The 18,179-nt window shown below is 42.5% G+C and carries 12 protein-coding genes; 10 read left to right on the top strand and 2 right to left on the bottom strand.

The window, feature by feature from the left end:
• The first annotated feature begins 400 nt into the window (after positions 1–400).
• From NA23_RS10600 to NA23_RS10555, 10 genes are all read left to right on the top strand, one after another.
• Positions 401–1,240, top strand: a complete 840-nt coding sequence (locus tag NA23_RS10600) for a M55 family metallopeptidase (protein ID WP_033191573.1) — start codon at positions 401–403, stop codon at positions 1,238–1,240.
• 28 nt (positions 1,241–1,268) lie between these two features.
• Complete coding sequence (locus NA23_RS10595; protein WP_033191574.1) at positions 1,269–2,150, top strand: bifunctional enoyl-CoA hydratase/phosphate acetyltransferase; 882 nt, start codon at positions 1,269–1,271, stop codon at positions 2,148–2,150.
• Between the two features lie 36 nt (positions 2,151–2,186).
• A complete protein-coding gene (gene arcC / locus NA23_RS10590; protein WP_033191575.1) occupies positions 2,187–3,122 on the top strand; it encodes a carbamate kinase in 936 nt (311 codons plus the stop codon).
• Positions 3,123–3,363: 241 nt separating this feature from the next.
• Positions 3,364–4,248, top strand: a complete 885-nt coding sequence (gene rsmH / locus NA23_RS10585; RefSeq protein WP_033191576.1) for a 16S rRNA (cytosine(1402)-N(4))-methyltransferase RsmH — start codon at positions 3,364–3,366, stop codon at positions 4,246–4,248.
• Between the two features lie 241 nt (positions 4,249–4,489).
• Complete coding sequence (locus tag NA23_RS10580; protein ID WP_033191577.1) at positions 4,490–4,759, top strand: hypothetical protein; 270 nt, start codon at positions 4,490–4,492, stop codon at positions 4,757–4,759.
• Positions 4,756–6,546 carry a peptidoglycan D,D-transpeptidase FtsI family protein gene (locus tag NA23_RS10575; RefSeq protein ID WP_033191578.1) on the top strand — a complete coding sequence of 597 codons (1,791 nt, stop codon included), beginning with the start codon at positions 4,756–4,758 and terminating at the stop codon, positions 6,544–6,546. Before NA23_RS10580 ends, NA23_RS10575 begins: the two co-directional genes overlap by 4 nt.
• 250 nt (positions 6,547–6,796) lie before the next feature.
• Positions 6,797–7,345: a 50S ribosomal protein L10 gene (gene rplJ / locus NA23_RS10570; RefSeq protein WP_033192557.1), complete on the top strand. Its 549-nt coding sequence runs from the start codon at positions 6,797–6,799 to the stop codon at positions 7,343–7,345.
• Between the two features lie 66 nt (positions 7,346–7,411).
• Positions 7,412–7,801 (top strand): 50S ribosomal protein L7/L12, encoded by a 390-nt coding sequence (gene rplL, locus NA23_RS10565; RefSeq protein WP_014452530.1) that lies wholly within the window; start codon positions 7,412–7,414, stop codon positions 7,799–7,801.
• Positions 7,802–8,084: 283 nt separating this feature from the next.
• Positions 8,085–11,633: a DNA-directed RNA polymerase subunit beta gene (gene rpoB, locus NA23_RS10560; RefSeq protein ID WP_033191579.1), complete on the top strand. Its 3,549-nt coding sequence runs from the start codon at positions 8,085–8,087 to the stop codon at positions 11,631–11,633.
• A gap of 74 nt (positions 11,634–11,707) precedes the next feature.
• The gene (locus NA23_RS10555) at positions 11,708–16,660 is read left to right on the top strand and encodes a DNA-directed RNA polymerase subunit beta' (RefSeq protein ID WP_033191580.1); all 4,953 of its coding nucleotides are present in this window, start codon (positions 11,708–11,710) and stop codon (positions 16,658–16,660) included.
• Between the two features lie 49 nt (positions 16,661–16,709).
• Here the strand turns inward: NA23_RS10555 and queD are convergent, their stop codons facing one another.
• Both queD and NA23_RS10545 read right to left on the bottom strand, forming a co-directional pair.
• Positions 16,710–17,069, bottom strand: a complete 360-nt coding sequence (gene queD, locus NA23_RS10550) for a 6-carboxytetrahydropterin synthase QueD (RefSeq protein ID WP_033191581.1) — start codon at positions 17,067–17,069, stop codon at positions 16,710–16,712.
• Positions 17,053–18,159, bottom strand: a complete 1,107-nt coding sequence (locus tag NA23_RS10545; RefSeq protein ID WP_033191582.1) for a Gfo/Idh/MocA family protein — start codon at positions 18,157–18,159, stop codon at positions 17,053–17,055. The genes queD and NA23_RS10545 overlap by 17 nt, the downstream gene beginning before the upstream one ends.
• Between the last annotated feature and the right edge of the window lie 20 nt (positions 18,160–18,179).

Raw genomic sequence — 18,179 nt, 5'->3', positions numbered from 1 at the left:
AAACATCCATAAACACACCTCGAATTGCGCAGTGAAAAGGAAAATGAACTTAATGAAATTAAGGGGGGTGGGGTAAAGTGCTGTGCACTGAGTATTATCTCACATGTCTATGTTAAAAATCAAGACAAACTTTATGTTAACACATGAATGATGTTTTACTCACAAGGAATGGTCTATGAAGTTTTGTTAAGAAATTGTTTATTTGAATAAATCATTCAGAGATTTCGAAATAATCACTCAAGGTATACTATGAAAATTGCCACTATTTTTTGGAAGTTCATACTTGCTCTTTAATTCTGTTCAATTCTCGTGTATGCTTTTGTATGCTTCTGTATGCTCTTTTTTGCCTGACTTCATATAGTGACTACTTTGTTTTATAATACTCACAGGGGTGGATGACATGGCTACAACAAGAAAGAAAATATTTATATCTTTCGACTACGAAGGTCTTGCCGGTATTACAAATTGGAATGATGTGGATAAAAAAAGTAGTGATTACAAAAAGGAAGAAATGTTAAGACAGTTGAGGGCATTCTTGAGAGGGTTAGATGGAAATGAGATAACTCTAGTCGATTCCCATGCAGCTGGTGACAACATACCCTGGGAGCTCACCGAGGAATTTCCCAACGTCACGTTAGTAAGTGGTGGAATCAGGCAGTATTATATGATGTACGGTATAGATGAGTCTTATGATTTTACCGTATTTTTCGGCTACCACGCAGGGATAGGAACGTTGCATGCAAATATGGACCACACATATTCGAGTTCATCGATACACAACATTTGGATAAATGGTATGGAGATGAACGAGGCACTTATCAACGCAGCCTTTGCCGGATTGTTTGGAGTTCCTCTTGGATGCTTAGTTGGGGACGATAAGGTGGTTATTCAAACTTCGAAAGTCCTGCCAAAGGCACTTTACCTAGAAACTAAGAAATCCATTGGAAGACATAGTGCTATCATGAAACCTGTGGCGAGTTTACTGAACGAACTGGAGGAATGCGCACAGCTTTTATCAACAAAGTCCAGGGAAGATTTTGAGATTTTTCGATTCTCATCTCCAATTGAAATGATCGTAGAGTTCAGCGATACCCTCAGGGCTGACCTTGTTTCTTCAATGCCCCTCGTCGAACGTTTAGATGGTAGAAAAGTCAGAATTGTACACGACGATTATAAGTTGATTTTCGAAGCATTATTAGCCATGACCTATATATGCGCAGCAGCTAAGATTTTAGTGTAATTGAAAAGTCTGCCGGAGGTGTGAAGAGATGATAAGGACACTTTCTGAAATTATTGAGATGGCAAAGGGTAAAGGAAAAGTTATCGCAATCGCAGGTGCAGAGGACAAAGAAGCTGTGAAGGCCGTTATCGAAGCAAAGGAATTGGGCGTTTCCGCTATCCTCTTTGGAAAGAGAGAAGTAATTGAAGAGAATTTAAGAGAACTTGGTGCGGATTTTCCAATCATTGATTGTCGAACAGAAGAGGAAGCATCGAAAGCAGCTGTGAAATCTGTCGTTGAAGGCAGAGCACATATCGTAATGAAAGGGCTCGTGAAAACTTCAACTTTGCTCAAAGCTGTCTTGGATAAAGAACAAGGGCTTAGAACAGAAAGGTTGCTCTCTCACGTTGCTGTTGTAGAAGTCCCCGGTGTGAACCGCTTGATTTTCGTTACCGACGGTGGTATGGTAATTAAACCTACGTTAGAGCAGAAGGTCCAGATCATAGAGAACGTGGTTGCAGTTGCAAGAAAGTTAGGCTATGAAATGCCAAGGGTTGCACTTATCGCAGCGGTTGAAACGGTTAACCCCGACATGCCAGAAACACTTGAAGCTGCCATCATCGCGAAAATGAACGAAAGAGGACAAATTAAGAATTGTAAAATAGATGGACCTTTAGGAATAGACAACGCCTTGAGCGTTTATGCAGCAGAAGTAAAAGGCGTGAAAGGAGATGTCGCAGGACATGCGGATATATTGGTTGTTCCCGACATCCACAGTGGGAACTTTCTCGGGAAGTCCGCTGTCTACTTTGCAAACGGGAAGATAGCTGGTATCATAGCTGGAGCGAAAGCACCGGTCATCGTCATATCACGAGCTGATACAAGCGAATCGAAATTTGCATCCATCGCGCTGGCGATAGCCCTATCTTAAATTTAATATACAAATTCCGTGTTTGGAGGTGTACGCATGAAAAAACTGGCAGTTGTAGCAATCGGAGGTAACGCAGTCAACAGACCTGGCGAAGAAGCAACGGCAGAAAACATGATGAAGAACCTTGCAGAAACAGCACATTTCTTAGTTTCTATGCTTGACGAGTACGATATTGTCATAACTCATGGAAATGGACCACAAGTTGGAAACCTTCTGGTTCAGCAAGAATTAGCAAAGCACGTGATTCCACCATTTCCACTTGATGTTAATGATGCACAAACACAAGGCAGTCTTGGTTACATGATAGCATTGACCCTTGGTAATGAGCTTAGAAAAAGGAGTATGGAAAGAGAAATAACTGCTGTCGTTACACAAATTATCGTTGACAAGAACGACCCCGGTTTCCAAAAACCTTCCAAACCAGTTGGCCCATTTTATTCAAAAGAAGAGGCAGAAAAGTTGCAACAAGAAAAGGGATGGATCATGAAAGAAGATGCCGGACGTGGCTGGAGGCGTGTCGTTCCATCACCAATTCCGTTGGATATTGTTGAAAAGAATGTAATAAGAACATTGGTTGAAAAAGACGTTATCGTCATAGCAGCTGGTGGTGGTGGAATTCCTGTGATCCAAGAAAACGGAACACTAAGAGGTGTTGAAGCCGTTATAGATAAGGATAGAGCAAGTGCGTTGTTGGCTAAGGAAATTGATGCAGATATACTTATAATCTTAACCGGTGTTGAAAAGGTGTACATTAACTACAACAAGCCTGACCAGAAAGCGCTTGATCACCTTACAGTGGAAGAAGCGAAGAAATACCTTGCAGAAGGACAGTTCCCATCTGGCAGTATGGGACCAAAAATCGAAGCAGCTATAGACTTTGTAACTTCGACTGGCAGAGAATGTCTGATCACTGATATGGCGGTTCTTGATAAAGCCCTGAAAGGATTGACAGGAACTAGGATAACACTATAGAGAATTGTTGAACCTTGAGAGAAATAAGACAGGAGGGCATAGAAGTTCCAACCCTCCTGTTTTTCATTTTAAAGAAATGTTAAATTTTACTATACTTAAGTATATTTCTTCGAATGTTCTATAATTGGCTTGAATACACGTTTTGACAACAGTGCATTTTTTCCGAAAAAATTGCAAAATTCACATGTTTTGTTCTACAATGTAAGTAGTCTTTTTCTAAACTAGCGGAGCGGAGTGAAGCATGAATAGGATTTACAGTGAACGACACATCCCGGTATTGCTGAAGGAAGTTGTGGACAACTTGGTATGGAAGCCGGACGGGGTGTATGTGGATTGTACGGTAGGGGAAGGTGGACACACTCGAGCGATAGCGGAGCGGATATTGGAGACAGGTGGTAGAGTCATAGGAATAGATGTTGACAGTGAAGTATTACAGATAGCGGAGCGAAATTTGGAAACCTACCCCAATGTTCAGCTCTTCAAATTCTCCTACGTGGATTTACCCGTCTTGCTTAACCTACTACAAGTCCATAGTGTTGATGGACTTCTTGTTGATTTAGGAGTTTCTACCTACCAACTCAAAGGTGAAGGTAGAGGTTTTTCATTTAATCAAGACGAGCCTCTCGATATGAGGATGAACCTCGAAAATGAGTTAACCGCCCACCACGTTGTTAATACCTACCCTGAGGATAGATTAGCCGATATTATTTACAATTATGGCGAAGAACGTTTCGCCAGAAGAATAGCCCGTTCTATCGTTAATAGCAGGCCTATAAATACGACAAGAGAATTGGTAGAAGCCATTAGAAGGGCTCTACCATACAAGGAAATTCATAGTCGGAAGCGTCATTTCGCAACTAAGACCTTCCAAGCAATTCGTATAGAAGTAAACAAAGAACTTGAGAATCTAGCGAAGTTCCTTTCGTTTGCACCTGATCTGTTAACACCAGGTGGCAGACTTGCTATTATATCGTTCCATTCTTTGGAAGACAGGTTGGTAAAACACACCTTCAAAAATGATCCAAGATTAGAACCAATTGGGGATTTTGTTGCACCGAGTATGGAAGAACTAGCGGAGAATCCAAGGTCAAGAAGTGCAAAGCTAAGGGTAGCTAAAAGAGTTTGATTTGGTAATCTGTATCCTTAACAAGAGCGGGAAACGTAAAGCGGTCAACTAGCTTAGAGCGAAGTGGGGTATCGTTTTTTCTTCCGGTATTGGAGGTATTTATTTTGCTTTTCTATTTCTCTAATATTCACTCAGCGAAGCGGGAATGAGCCAAATTACGTAGGCTTATTTTCTCGTTTCTGTTAGCGGGTCCTTAATTTCACGTTGTCTTATAACTTAGCGGAGCGGAGGGGGATAGAGTATGACGCTTGTAAGAAGTAAGCGAAGAGAAGCGGAACTTGAGGGTTTGCAAGAACAACAGAAGGCTGTTTCTCGAGTTCTGAAGTATGTTTTTGCTGGGTTTTTATTTGCTGGGTTGATTCTTAGTGCGTACCAATTTAACCTAAGGACAGCGGAGATGTCAAGGCAAATTGAGATGTACCAAGAGAGTTTATCGAATTTAAGGCAGCACAGTGAAGTCTTGGATATGCAGATCGCAAAAATTGTATTAGGGCGTGATGTAATAAATTGAGCAGAAGTAGTCATCGTTACAGACTGGTGTTAATAACAATTTCACTGTTCGTAGCTATTTTACTTATAAAGGTCTATACAAATATATATACAAATCAGTACGCTGTCAGGAGTCATATCCCAGCGCTACGTGGAAATATCTACGATTCCCGCGGGCGTTTGCTCGCTACTAGCGAGGTTGTTTACGGAGTCTATTTGGATTTAAACTACCTCAGAAGTTTTTCTGGTAACGCGTTCAAGAAATCGCCAGATTTTTTGAGATTGCTCAACGCTTTTGGCGTGACGGAACAACTCGGTGAAATCGATAAGAGAAGCATTTTACGACTTGGCGTAGTCGGTAGCAGACAAGAAGCATTAAAAAAAATTCCCACACAGTTTCTGAGGTTCGTTGCAATTGTTCCTGAGGAAAGACGTATTTCCTTGTCGGATTTTGGACTTTCCGCTATCATTGGTAAGACAGACCAGAGGCACGGAATAAGTGGTGTTGAAGCGTACTTTGATAAAATCTTGCGACCCGTAAGAGATGGTATCATTTCAATCACTTATTCGGGGGTCTTTGGGAAACCTCTAAGTTCTGTGAAAATCGACCCTGAAAACGGAAAGAATGTCCGTATTACTATAGATAGTGAACTTCAAAGACAACTTTACACTTTGGCTCAAGAATACAAAGAGAAGAAGCAAGCAACAGAAGTCGGTGTCCTGGTAATGGAAAGCAACACAGGAAAGGTAAGAGCGGCTTTAACCACACAAAGTTGGCCTACCTATTACATGGGATATATAGAACCTGGTTCCACTATCAAGCCTATCCTATTTTCAGCCGCAATTGAATTAGGACTTGTGAAACCTAACACTCAATATTACTGCCCCGGGTATGTAAAGCCTATCGAAGGTTTAAACCTAACAATCAAAGACTTAGAGGTTCACAAGGATATAAATCTGTACGATGGATTGGTCCATTCATGCAACGTAGTTTCCGTGCTTACCACGAAAAGCATTGTTGACTCCCTAGGAACAGAAAAACTTTACGAGGTTTTTCAATCTTTTGGATTTGGAAAGGAAACGGGAATAGAATTGCAAGGTGAAATTCCAGGAAAGCTTAATACTCCTGACAAGTGGTACAGAGCTGATTGGGCGTTTATGGCTATAGGTCAATCCATAGGTGTAACCCCCGTTCAGCTGCTCGCTGCCTTCAATACGATAGTGAACGACGGAATCTATGTTTCACCTACGCTTGATGAAGGAAAAGAGGTTACCAAGAAGCGAGTGATATCCAAATCAACTGCAGATGTTGTTAAACAGATGCTCAGAGATGTTGTTGAAAGAGGAACAGGAATAAACGCAAAGATAGATGGAATAGAGATATACGGAAAGACCGGTACCGCACAGAAAAACCAGAAAAAAGATGTTACTGCAGTCTTTGTTGGGCAAGCTGTCCTGGATATACCTTACACAATAATGGTATGGGTCGATTCACCTCAAACGGAAAAACTGAGTAGCGTTGTCGCAGCACCGTTCTTCAAAGAAGTGGTTCTAACTTTGAAAGATTACCAGAATCACTTATCAAATTCTGGAAAGCAAATTTATACAACATTTCCGGATATCACAGGCTGGAACATTTCTCAACTCAAGGAACTTGCCGAATCGACAAATATTGCTTTAAGGATAAACAGTACAGGGCTTTATGTAGAAAAATACTCTACATCAACAACTATGGATGAAACAAATACAATTGTTGTCGATGTCTGGTTGTCAGACACACCGATGCCTTTGAAACGCATCATTCGATAGTTGTATTCTTTTACACAGATGTAACTCATTGTTCACCACAGATGAGAAAAGTCTGGTAGAATAAGCGTAGTCCTTAAATTGAAACTGCCGTAGATTGCAGGTCAAATAAAGCCCTCACAAAAGGGCGCCTGCAGGAGGCACGGAAGGGATAAGACACCGGTTCAGCGCATTAGCGCTCTTTTTAGTGGTGTGCTCCCCTCCGTTATGCCTCGAAAAGAGGCATTTTTTATTTGATATGGGAGGTGACGACGTGCTTAAAAGACCTGAGAAGGAACAACTTGTAAGTGAGTTGACCGAAGAGTTTAAGAATTCTTCCTTGGTGCTTTTCGCCGACTTTACTGGGCTAAGCGTCGCTCAGATGACAAAGCTCAGAAGAGCATTGAGAGAGAAGTTGGGTAACGATGCAAGGTTTACAGTCGTTAAGAACACACTTTTGAAGATGGCTCTTAAGAACGCAGAGTATGACATCGAAGGTCACGACGGCTCCTTCTTTGGACCAACAGCAGTTCTCTACGTGAACAGAGAAGCAGATCCTGTTGAAGCCATCAAGATATTCTACAACTTTGTGAAAGAAAACAAAGGAGTACCTACCTGCAAAGGTCTGTACCTTGAAAGAAAGTTCTTCGCGGGCGACCAGCTCGAAAACCTTTCCAAACTTCCATCGAGAGAACAACTTCTCGCAATGGTTGTTGGTGGCATCCAAGCACCTATTCGCGGACTTGTCAACTCTCTCGCAGGTGTGCTTAGAAGTGTACTTTACGCTCTTAACGCTATCAAAGAGCAAAAAGAAAAGCAGTAATTCCAAAGTTTGTTATGAGTCAATAACACTATGAACATTTGTTAAACTTACTAGGAGGTGGATATTATGACATTGGAAGAACTCGTAAAAGCTATTGAGTCATTGACAGTTGCAGAACTCGCAGAACTTGTTAAGATGCTTGAAGAAAGATTCGGCGTTAGCGCAGCAGCTCCAGTTATGGCAGCAATGCCAGTAGCAGCAGCGGCAGCAGCTCCAGCAGCGGCGGCAGAAGAAAAGGACACATTTGACGTTCTCCTCAAGAGCTTCGGCCAGAAGAAAGTTGAAGTTATCAAAGTTGTTAGGGAAATCACAGGACTTGGCCTTAAAGAAGCAAAAGACCTTGTTGAAAAAGCTGGTGCACCAGACGCATTCATTAAACAGGGCGTTAAGAAGGAAGAAGCAGAAGAAATTAAGAAGAAAATCGCAGAAGTCGGCGGAGAAGTTGAAATTAAGTAACATATTTTTCAAAACTAAGAATATTGTGTATCAAACCCCGCACAGTACTACACAGTGCGGGGTTTTTATGGTTTAATATATAATTGCGGTATTATTGTCTGCCATAAGATAGATATGGAATGAGTGAGCAAGCCACAACAAACCCAAAATCTTCAAAAGACACAGTATCGAACAGGTTCTGTAGAACCCTGCGTTTTTTATTTATACACCCAGTTCTTTCGACCCCTCACTGTTTGTAATATCCAACCATTCTGTATTGACACTTTAGGAAGAGGTGATCAGATTGAAAACTTATCACGTGGGCAAGAGGATAAGGTACTCCTTCGGAAGAGTTGACGAAGTCATCGATGTCCCTAACCTCGTAGAAATCCAGCATAAATCCTTCAAGGAGTTATTGGACCATGGAATTTTGCGCATCCTCAAGAAGTTCAGCCCAATAACCTCAGTAAAGACGGAGGGCAGAAGAGACAAGGGCTTCAGCCTCGAGTTCGTTGGTTTCCGCGTAGGCGACCCTATCCACTCCGTTGAGGAGTGTAAACAACGCCTTCTCACTTACGTCGCTCCATTCTTCGCAACAGTTAGAGTTACGGACCTTTCGACTGGAGAAATGCGCGAGGAAGAAGTTAGCCTCGGAAATTACCCAATCATGACAGAAAATCAGACGTTCGTCATAAACGGCGTCGAAAGAGTCGTTGTCAGTCAGCTTGTCAGGAGTCCTGGCGTTTATTTTGTCGAGGAGCCGACCAAGAACATCGGCGCAAAACCGATATACGTAGCTCACTTTTTGCCAGTGAGAGGTGTGTGGCTCGAGGTATTGCTTAACCTTAACGATGAGACTTTGTACGCACGAATCGATAGAAGGAAAAAGCTGAATCTTTTCTTGGTATTAAAGACTCTTGGTTATCAAAACGATATAGATATCCTCTCTCTCTTCCCAAGTTACATAGATGTTGAAGATGACTACGCTCTGAAACATTCAGAGGGAGTAATAATTATCGAAAACGTTGTTTCAAAATCTGGGGAAATGCTTGCTGAGAAAGGTTCAGTACTGACACCAACACTTGTTGAAATATTCCGAGAACACGGAATCGATAAGATAAAGGTTGCGAACAAGTACATACATAAAACATATTTAAAGCTTAAAGAACGTCTGAAAATGCCAATTGAGGAAAATATTAGCGAACTCAGGGCGTACATGGAAATATACAAAGAATTGCGCCCCGGTGAAGTTTTCAGATACAACGCGGCAAAGTCTTTCTGGAATAACCTCTACTTCAATCCCGAACGATTTGAACTTACCGAAGTCGGTAGGTACAAAATGAACAAGAAATTGACAAATACGTACAGAAGATACCTTATTGAAATAGAAGGAAGAGACCCAAAGAGCGTAGAGAACGTTGAATATTCCGAATCTTCGGATGCACTTACACCGATGGATATAATCTTGGTTGTCAGGATGCTCCTTGAAGTTGAAAAGCATCCAGAGACACTTGATACGAAAGACCACCTATCAAATAAGCGAGTCAAAACTGTCGGTGAACTTATCGGTTCAGAATTTGAAAGGGCTTTCTCGAAATCTGTCCATCAGATTCAAGAAAAGCTCGCTACCTACACGAGTCTCGACAAGATATCAATTCCAAGCTTGATTAACTTGAGAAATGTTGTTGCATCTCTTAACAGTTTCTTTGCAACTAACCCTCTTTCGCAGTTCATGGACCAGGTCAACCCAATCGCCGAATTGACACACAAACGAAGGTTAACGGCAGTTGGTCCTGGTGGATTGAAAAGGGAAAGGGCAAGGTTTGAGGTTCGTGACGTTCACCACTCACACTACGGTAGAATGTGTCCTATCGAAACACCAGAAGGTGGTAACATAGGTCTTATCACCTCTCTTGCCGTTTACGCAACAATTGATAAGTTTGGTTTCCTCGTGACACCTTACAGAAAGGTCGTCAACGGTAGAATTACAGATGAGGTTGTCTACCTTGCAGCAGATGAAGAAGAAAATTACAGAATCGCTTCAGCGACAATTCCAAGGGACGAAAATGGAAATATACTGCAAGAAAAAGTCCCCGTTAGATACCTTGAAAAAATTGTATATGTGCACAGAAATGAAGTTGACTTTGTAGATGTATCGCCAAAGCAGATAGTTAGTGTTACAACGTCACTAATACCGTTCTTGGAACACGACGACGCTAACCGCGCATTAATGGGTTCCAACATGCAAAGGCAAGCTGTTCCGGTGATCAAATCGGAAGCTCCTTTTGTCGGAACAGGTATGGAATACCCAGCAGCAATCTATTCCGGTCACGTTGTCTTGGCAAGACATGACGGAATCGTTAAGAAAGTCGATGCCAGAAAGATCGTCATCCACAGAACAGATGAAAATGGTAATCCACTTTACGACAAGAAGGGAGAACCGGTATTAGACGAGTACTCATTATTGAAATACGTAAGGTCAAACCAAGATACATGCATTAACCAGAAGCCCATCGTTAACGCTGGAGATTTTGTGAAGAAGGGGTCTCCAATAGCGGACGGACCAGCAACCGATAACGGCGAACTCGCACTCGGTAAAAACGTACTTGTTGCGTTCTTGCCATGGGAAGGTTACAATTTCGAAGATGCTATATTGGTGAGTGAAGAACTGCTTGAGGAAGAAACATTTACATCCGTGCATATCGAAGTTTACGAAACAACAGCCAGAGAAACAAGGGTCGGTCCAGAAGAAATCACCGCAGAAATACCGAATGTATCGAAGGAAAATCTGAGGAACCTCGATGAAAACGGAATTATAAGAATTGGGGCATACGTTGGTAAGCAGAAATACTTTACATCACAGGATATCCTCGTTGGTAAGGTTACACCAAATGGCGAAAGCGATGCGACACCGGAAGAAAAGATCATGAGGTCCGTGTTTGGAGAAAAAGGTAAAGACGTCAAAGACTCGTCACTCAGAGTCCCACACGGTGTCGAAGGTAGAGTCATCGGAGTCCACATCTTCCATAAAGAAGAAGTTGGTGACCTTGGTCCTGGCGTGAATACACTCGTTCGCGTTTACTTGGCAACGAGGAAACCACTCGAAGTTGGAGATAAGCTTGCAGGTAGGCACGGTAACAAAGGTGTCGTTTCGATGATTCTTCCAAAAGAAGACATGCCGTTCTTGCCGGATGGAACACCCGTTCAAGTAGTCCTGAGCCCATTGGGCGTTCCATCACGTATGAACATCGGTCAGGTACTTGAAACTTCTCTTGGATGGTTAGCAAAATTGACAAACAGGCACTTTGCTACACCTGTTTTCGACGGTGCTAAAGAAGATGAAATACTGCCAGAACTTTACAAAGTCCGTGAAAGTCTCAATCTACACCACGGTGATGATCCGGAAAATCCATCAGGTAAGGTCATCCTTAGGGATGGAAGAACAGGTAAAGAGTTCGATTCACCAGTGCTCGTCGGTTATATGTACATCATGAAACTCATCCACATCGCAAGGGACAAGATCCACGCAAGGGCAACAGGACCGTACTCACTGATACACCAGCAACCACTCGGTGGTAAAGCTCAATTCGGTGGTCAAAGGTTTGGTGAAATGGAAGTTTGGGCACTTGAAGCGTATGGAGCATCTTACACGTTGAACGAAATGCTAACGGTCAAGAGTGACGATATCAAGGGTAGAACGGAAGTTTACAAAGCGATAATGAAAGGTAAGAACTTACCAGAACCCGGTCTACCAGAGAGCTTCAAGGTCCTTGTGAGAGAACTGAAAGGTCTTGCACTTGACGTGCGTGTTTATGACGAGCACGGTAATGAGATAGATATCGAGAAAATGTAAAGCAGCGTACCGATTTTTTTGGTTCTATTAAGTTTGCGTGGTTTCTCACCCGACGTTAAGAGGAGGGAAAATGAATGAGTTCTTCTTTCAAGAGGAAAATTGCAAAAGTTAAAGTGGCGGTGGCATCTCCAGAGGTTGTTAGAAGCTGGTCAAGTGGAGAAGTCAAAAAGGCTGAAACAATCAATTACCGTACCTTCAAACCGGAAAGGGACGGTCTTTTCTGTGAAAGGATCTTCGGACCTGTGAAGGATTACGAATGTGCTTGCGGAAAGTACAGTGGAAAGAAATACGAAGGTACGGTTTGTGAAAAGTGTGGAGTTAGAGTTGAATCAAGGGATGCAAGAAGGCGCCGATTCGGACATATCGAATTGGCTGCACCTGTTACGCACGTTTGGTATCTCAAGAACACACCTAGCGTCATCGCCACGTTACTTGATATGACCGTGAAAGACATAGAAAACATCGTTTACTTTGGTAGCAGAAGAGTCAATGAAAGAGTTTTGATAGTCACAGACCCAAAGAATACACCGTTTGTTAAAGGTTCAATACTGAACCAAACAGAGTATGAAATATATGAGAAAAAATGGGATTTTGAAGTGTCGCCCGCTTACATCGTCAAGGAACCAAGAGCTCCACTCGTAGCCGACATAGATGGAGAAGTTCAGATAAAGCACGAAAGAACACACACAGACAGAGATATCTACTGGATCACAATAAAGAACGTTATAAGAACCGAATTGCGTGTTTACAGTGGCATGGAACTCAAGGTTAAGGATGGTGATTTTGTCAACCAAGGAGACGAAATAGTTCCAGAAAAAAGGGTTGACGCCATTTTCGCACCATTTGATGGAACTGTAGAAGTCGACGAAGTTTCGGAAACAATCACGTTGAACCCACTTCCAACAAGCAAGAATACGCCTATCACATTCACATTACCGTACGGTGTACGAGCTTTGGTAAAGAACGGCGATAAAGTCAAGAAAGGGCAACAGCTGAGCACAGAAACAGTGCTGCCACGCTTAATTGCGCCAATTTCTGGAACTGTTAAATTCAGCAGAAATCTCAACCTTAGGCCTATTGATAATGGAACATACGAAGTAATTACAACAGGTACGATATATATCGAAAATGTCCAATCCTCGAAGACGTACCCAGTTTTCGAAGGTGCAACGATATACGTACAAGACGGAGAAATGGTAAAAGCAGGCGATGTCATCGCTGACAGGTTCTTGTTTGAAGATGAAAAGCTTTCTATTGAAGAATACAAAATTTTCAGCCAACACTACCACGGCATGTTCGTTGTTGAAGAGCAAGTGGAAAACGATAAACCAATAATGGTTGTAACGTACATCGATCCAGAGATATCGCAGGAAACAGGAATTACAAGAGGCCAGATCATTACCCAGCAAGATTACGAAGCTTACAGCATGATATACCCAGGAAAAATCGAAGCAGAAACTGGTGCTGCAGCTATAAAGAAATTACTGCAGCAACTTGACCTCGAAGTTATGAAAACCGACCTCGAGAACGAGCTCAATAAAGTTCCAAAGAGCAGTGTAAGAGCTAAGAAATTGTTGAAGAAATTGAGAATCGTCAAAGACCTTATGGAAAGTGGAACAAAACCAGAATGGATGGTGCTGGACGTTCTGCCAGTTGTTCCACCAGAAATCAGGCCTATGATCCAGATAGACGGCGGCCGATTCGCAACAACGGACCTCAACGACCTTTACCGAAGGGTCATAATGAGAAACAACCGACTTAAGAGATTGTACGAAATGAACGCGCCTGAAGTCATCATCAGGAACGAGAAGCGTATGCTTCAGGAAGCCGTCGATAACCTTATCTTCAACGGGAAGATAGGAAAAGCGTACACAGACAGGAACGGAAGACCGCTGAAATCACTCACTGATCTCATCAGAGGAAAGAAAGGTCGTTTCAGAAGGAACTTACTCGGTAAACGTGTAGACTACTCCGGTCGTGCGGTCATCGTTGTTGGTCCTCATTTGAAGATACACGAATGTGGTTTACCAAAGAAGATGGCGCTTGAGCTCTTCGAACCGTTTGTTATCGCCGAGCTCTCGAAAGAAGAAAACGCCGAAACAACACAGACAAAAGTCAAGAAATACAGAAAGGAACTCCAAAGAGAAGATCCAAAAGCTTGGGAAAAACTCGAAAAGGTGATTCAAGGAAGGGTTGTCCTACTCAACAGGGCACCAACACTACACAGGATGTCGATTCAAGCGTTCGAACCAAAATTAATAGAAGGTAACGCAATCCAGTTGCATCCATTGGTATGTCCGCCGTTCAACGCTGACTTCGACGGTGACCAAATGGCTGTTCACCTACCGCTCTCGCCAGCGGCACAAGCTGAAGCAAGGTTACTCATGCTTTCAAGGTACAACATCATCTCGCCAGCGCACGGAAAACCAATATCGATGCCTGGAAAAGATATCGTCGCTGGTGTTTATTACTTGACTATGGTTGATAAGAACTACGACAAAGTCCAGCCAGAAGATATCAAATGGAAGTTTGCATCTCCTGAAGAGGCAGAGATCGCGTACGAGTTTGGCCACATAAGACTACACGAGCCGATACTTGTGAAAATCAACGATAAAGTCATCAAAACAACGTTCGGTAGGGTGATATTCAACTCGATTCTTCCGGACGAACTCAAAGATTACAACAAGACATTCGGTAAGAACGGGATTAAGGACGTTGTCTACAAGACATTCAAAAAACACGGTATTGACAGAACTGCAGATCTGCTTGATGATATAAAGACGCTCGGATTCCACTACGCAACGATTTCAGGATTGACGGTCAGTTTGAAAGACTTCCTCATCTCACCGAAGAAGAATGAAATCATCGCCGAAGCAATGAAGAAGATAGAAGAAATTGAAAGACTCTACGAAGAAGGTTTGCTGAGCGATGAAGAAAAGTACAAGGAAACGATAAAGATTTGGACGAAAGCAACAGATATAGTGCAAGAAGAAACTTATAAGTACCTTGGCCAGAATCCATTTAACCCAGTGTTTATTATGGTCGATTCTGGAGCAAGGGGTAACAAAGACCAGCTTAAGCAACTTTCCGGTATGCGCGGTCTTATGGCTGACCCGTCCGGTAAGACCATCGAAATTCCGATTCTTTCTAACTTCAGAGAAGGTCTGTCGGTGCTTGAATTCTTCATCAGTACGCACGGTGCAAGGAAAGGTTCCGCTGACACCGCTTTAAGAACAAGCTCTGCAGGATACCTAACAAGAAGGCTCGTTGACGTTGTCCAAAGCGTTGTGATAACTCAACCAGACTGTGGAACACACGAAGGTGTAAGGGCAGCTATATTGAAGAGCTCTGACAATTTCGTTGTTGAAAAGATAGAAGATTTCATCTTCGGAAGACTTTTGGCAAAAGATGTTTACGAACCAGGAACAGGTAATATACTCGTCAATCCAGAAACTGGAAGGGTCTATCAGAGAGATGCCGTAATCCTTGACGAAGATGCGAAGTTCTTGTCTAATTACAAAAAGAGAGTACCTGTTGTTGAAGAAAAAATCTTTGATCTGTCCAATATGAACATCCCTGAAGTCTACGCAGAACTTGCAGAAGATGTTGACCTCGGAGGAGAGGTACTACCAGCGGAAAGTGAACTCAACTGGGAAGTTATCAAAAAGCTAAGAGATGCACGAATCAAAACGGTAAAGGTAAAGCTCTACCCGGTTGTTGGAAACGTTGTTGCAGAAGAAGTCGTATGGGACAAAGAAAGGAAGAGACAACTTGCCGTTGAAGAAGAACAAATAGACGTAACCGTTGCAAAGATGCTTGAGGAGAACAATATAGATAGTATCATTGTTCGACCAGAAATTTACGTAAGGTCACCGCTCACATGTGAATCAGAGCACGGTGTCTGTGCTAAATGTTACGGTCTTGACCTTTCGAACCATAAAGTTGTGAGTGTCGGTGAATCTGTAGGTATTGTAGCAGCTCAGTCCATCGGTGAGCCAGGTACCCAGCTTACAATGAGAACGTTCCACACCGGTGGTATCGCGACAACGGCGGACATTACACAAGGTTTGCCAAGGGTCGAAGAACTCTTCGAGGCAAGGAAAAAGACGAAAGACCCAGAAGGTATATTCTCTAAAGTCAAGGGCATTGTAGTCGACATTTCACAAGATGAACCAAAGAAGATCTACATACAAGACGAGCTTGGCTCAATACACGAATACGTTGTTCCGTCGAGGGTAAGAATCAACGTAAACATTGGGCAGAAAGTCCTACCGGGTCAGTCCCTTACAACTGGTTCTCTGAAAGTTAGAAAGGTGCTTGAAGAACTCGGAGTGGAAGACACGGCAATGTACTTGCTTAGAGAAATCAAGAAGGTCTATGTCCAGCAAGGTGTCGATATCCACGACAAACACTTCGAATTGATAATCAGGCAGATGCTCAATAAGGCAGAAGTCATTGAACCAGGTGATACAGACTTCTTACCAGGTGACCTTGTACCAATTACACTTCTTAACAAAGTCAACAAAGAGATAATGGAAGGTAACGCAAGGATAGAGCTCAACAGGAAGCGCATTATTGGTAAGACACTTGCAAGGCACATCCTTATAAAGAACGAAGAAGGTCAAATCGTAGAACTTGCAAAAGAAGGAGACGAAATAACAGAACAATTATTAGAACAGCTGATCAAATACAATGTAAAAGATGTACTAATCATCAACCACGACAAAGAAAGAGAAGTTTACCAGATAATGCCAAAGGAAACGGTTAAGTACAGAAGGAAACTACTGAGAATCACACAGGCATCACTTGAATACGAAGGTTGGCTCAGTGCGGCAAGCTTCCAGCAAACACAACAAGTACTGACAGATGCAGCCATCAAAGGTGCGATTGATACACTCAAAGGTCTCAAGGAAAACGTCATCGTAGGTCAGCTTATCCCCGCTGGAACTGGATTTGAAATATTTGCAAACATACAATACGAAGAAACGCCAAGACACGCTGCTGAAGAAAAGGAAAAATTGGCATAATCACTCCGAAATGACGCAAAAATGGCACCCTCGAAGGGTGCCATTTTTTCTATTCTTTCCTATACACTACCCAAGATGTCGGTGTCTCCCACAGTCTTACTTCGGTAAGCTTGTACCTCTCCGTTGTGAGGTGCTTTTCTAACCTGTCCCATATCCATTCCGCTATGTTCTCAGCACTCGGTTGCGGTATTATTTCGTTTATGTAGGCATGGTCTAAATAGTTCAGTACTTCCTTTTTCACTATCTCTTTGAGCTCAACGAAATCAATGACCATCCCTTCCTCATCTTTCTCCCCACAAACGATGATCTGTAGTTTATAAGTATGTCCATGCAACTTTTCACATTTACCGTGATACTGTACCAAGTTGTGTGCAGCATCGAACGTGAATTCTTTAACCACGCACAACATATTGGTCTCTCCATCCTTTCATTTGAGTTGAATCGAACTCGAATGGAAATTTGACAGGTTTGTTCTCCATGGCAGATTTATAAATCGCAAGCACTATCTCAACGGCTTTCCTTCCTTCTTCTCCGGGAATCTTAGGCTCTCTATTGTACACAATAGCTTCGTAGAAATCTCTGTAAAGTGGCACGTGACCAAAACCGTAGACAGTATCAGGGTCAGGTAAGTCCATAAACGGATGACCTTCTTCTTCAGGGAATTTCCAAACTTGAATTTTGTTAACTGCAAGCCCGCCTATCACAACCGAACCTTTTTCACCGAATATAGAAAGTGTCTCTTCTAAATTCTTTGGGTAAATCGTCGATGTACCTTCGATGATTCCCACCTTACCATCTTTGAATTTAACAATTGCACCACCGAAGTCTTCCGCCTCGATGTACGGATGCTGGAAATTGCGGATCACTCCGTACACTTCGTCAATCTCCCCGCCGAGCATCCACTGGAGCAAGTCGATGTTGTGCGTGCACTGATTCATCAGGGAACCGCCATCAAGGTGCCACGTTCCTCTCCACGGAGCTTGCTCATAGTAATTCTTGTCCCTATTCCATCTGATGGCTGCAACTCCGTAATTGATTCTACCAAAAGCACCACTTTCTATTTTCTTTCTTAGCTCCACAATAGGAGGATTAAACCTATTTTGGAAACATACTCCAAGTTTTAAATGCTTTTCTCTTGCTGTACGAATCATTTCATCCATATGCTTTGTTGAAAGTGCCATTGGTTTTTCAACTAACACGTTTATACCGCTTTTCAGAAAATCCATCGAAATCTGGTAATGATAACCGCTCTCTGTTGCAATTGCAACAAAATCTATCTCTTCGTTATTTATTATATCTTCGTATTTCTTGTACACTCTCGGTTTGTACCCAGCCTTCTCCTCTATACTTTGGGCACATTTCTCAGCTTTTTCCAAAACAACATCGCAAACTGCAGTGGCTTCTATAGTATCAGAATTCTTTACTATCGCTTCCACATGCTTGGAACTGCCTATTCTTCCACACCCAACAAGTGCCATCTTCAACTTCTTGCCGTTCATTAAACACTCCTCTCCTTCCT

The organism is Fervidobacterium islandicum (assembly GCF_000767275.3).
Lineage (GTDB): Bacteria > Thermotogota > Thermotogae > Thermotogales > Fervidobacteriaceae > Fervidobacterium > Fervidobacterium islandicum.
This window is presented reverse-complemented; position numbering and strand designations above follow the sequence as displayed.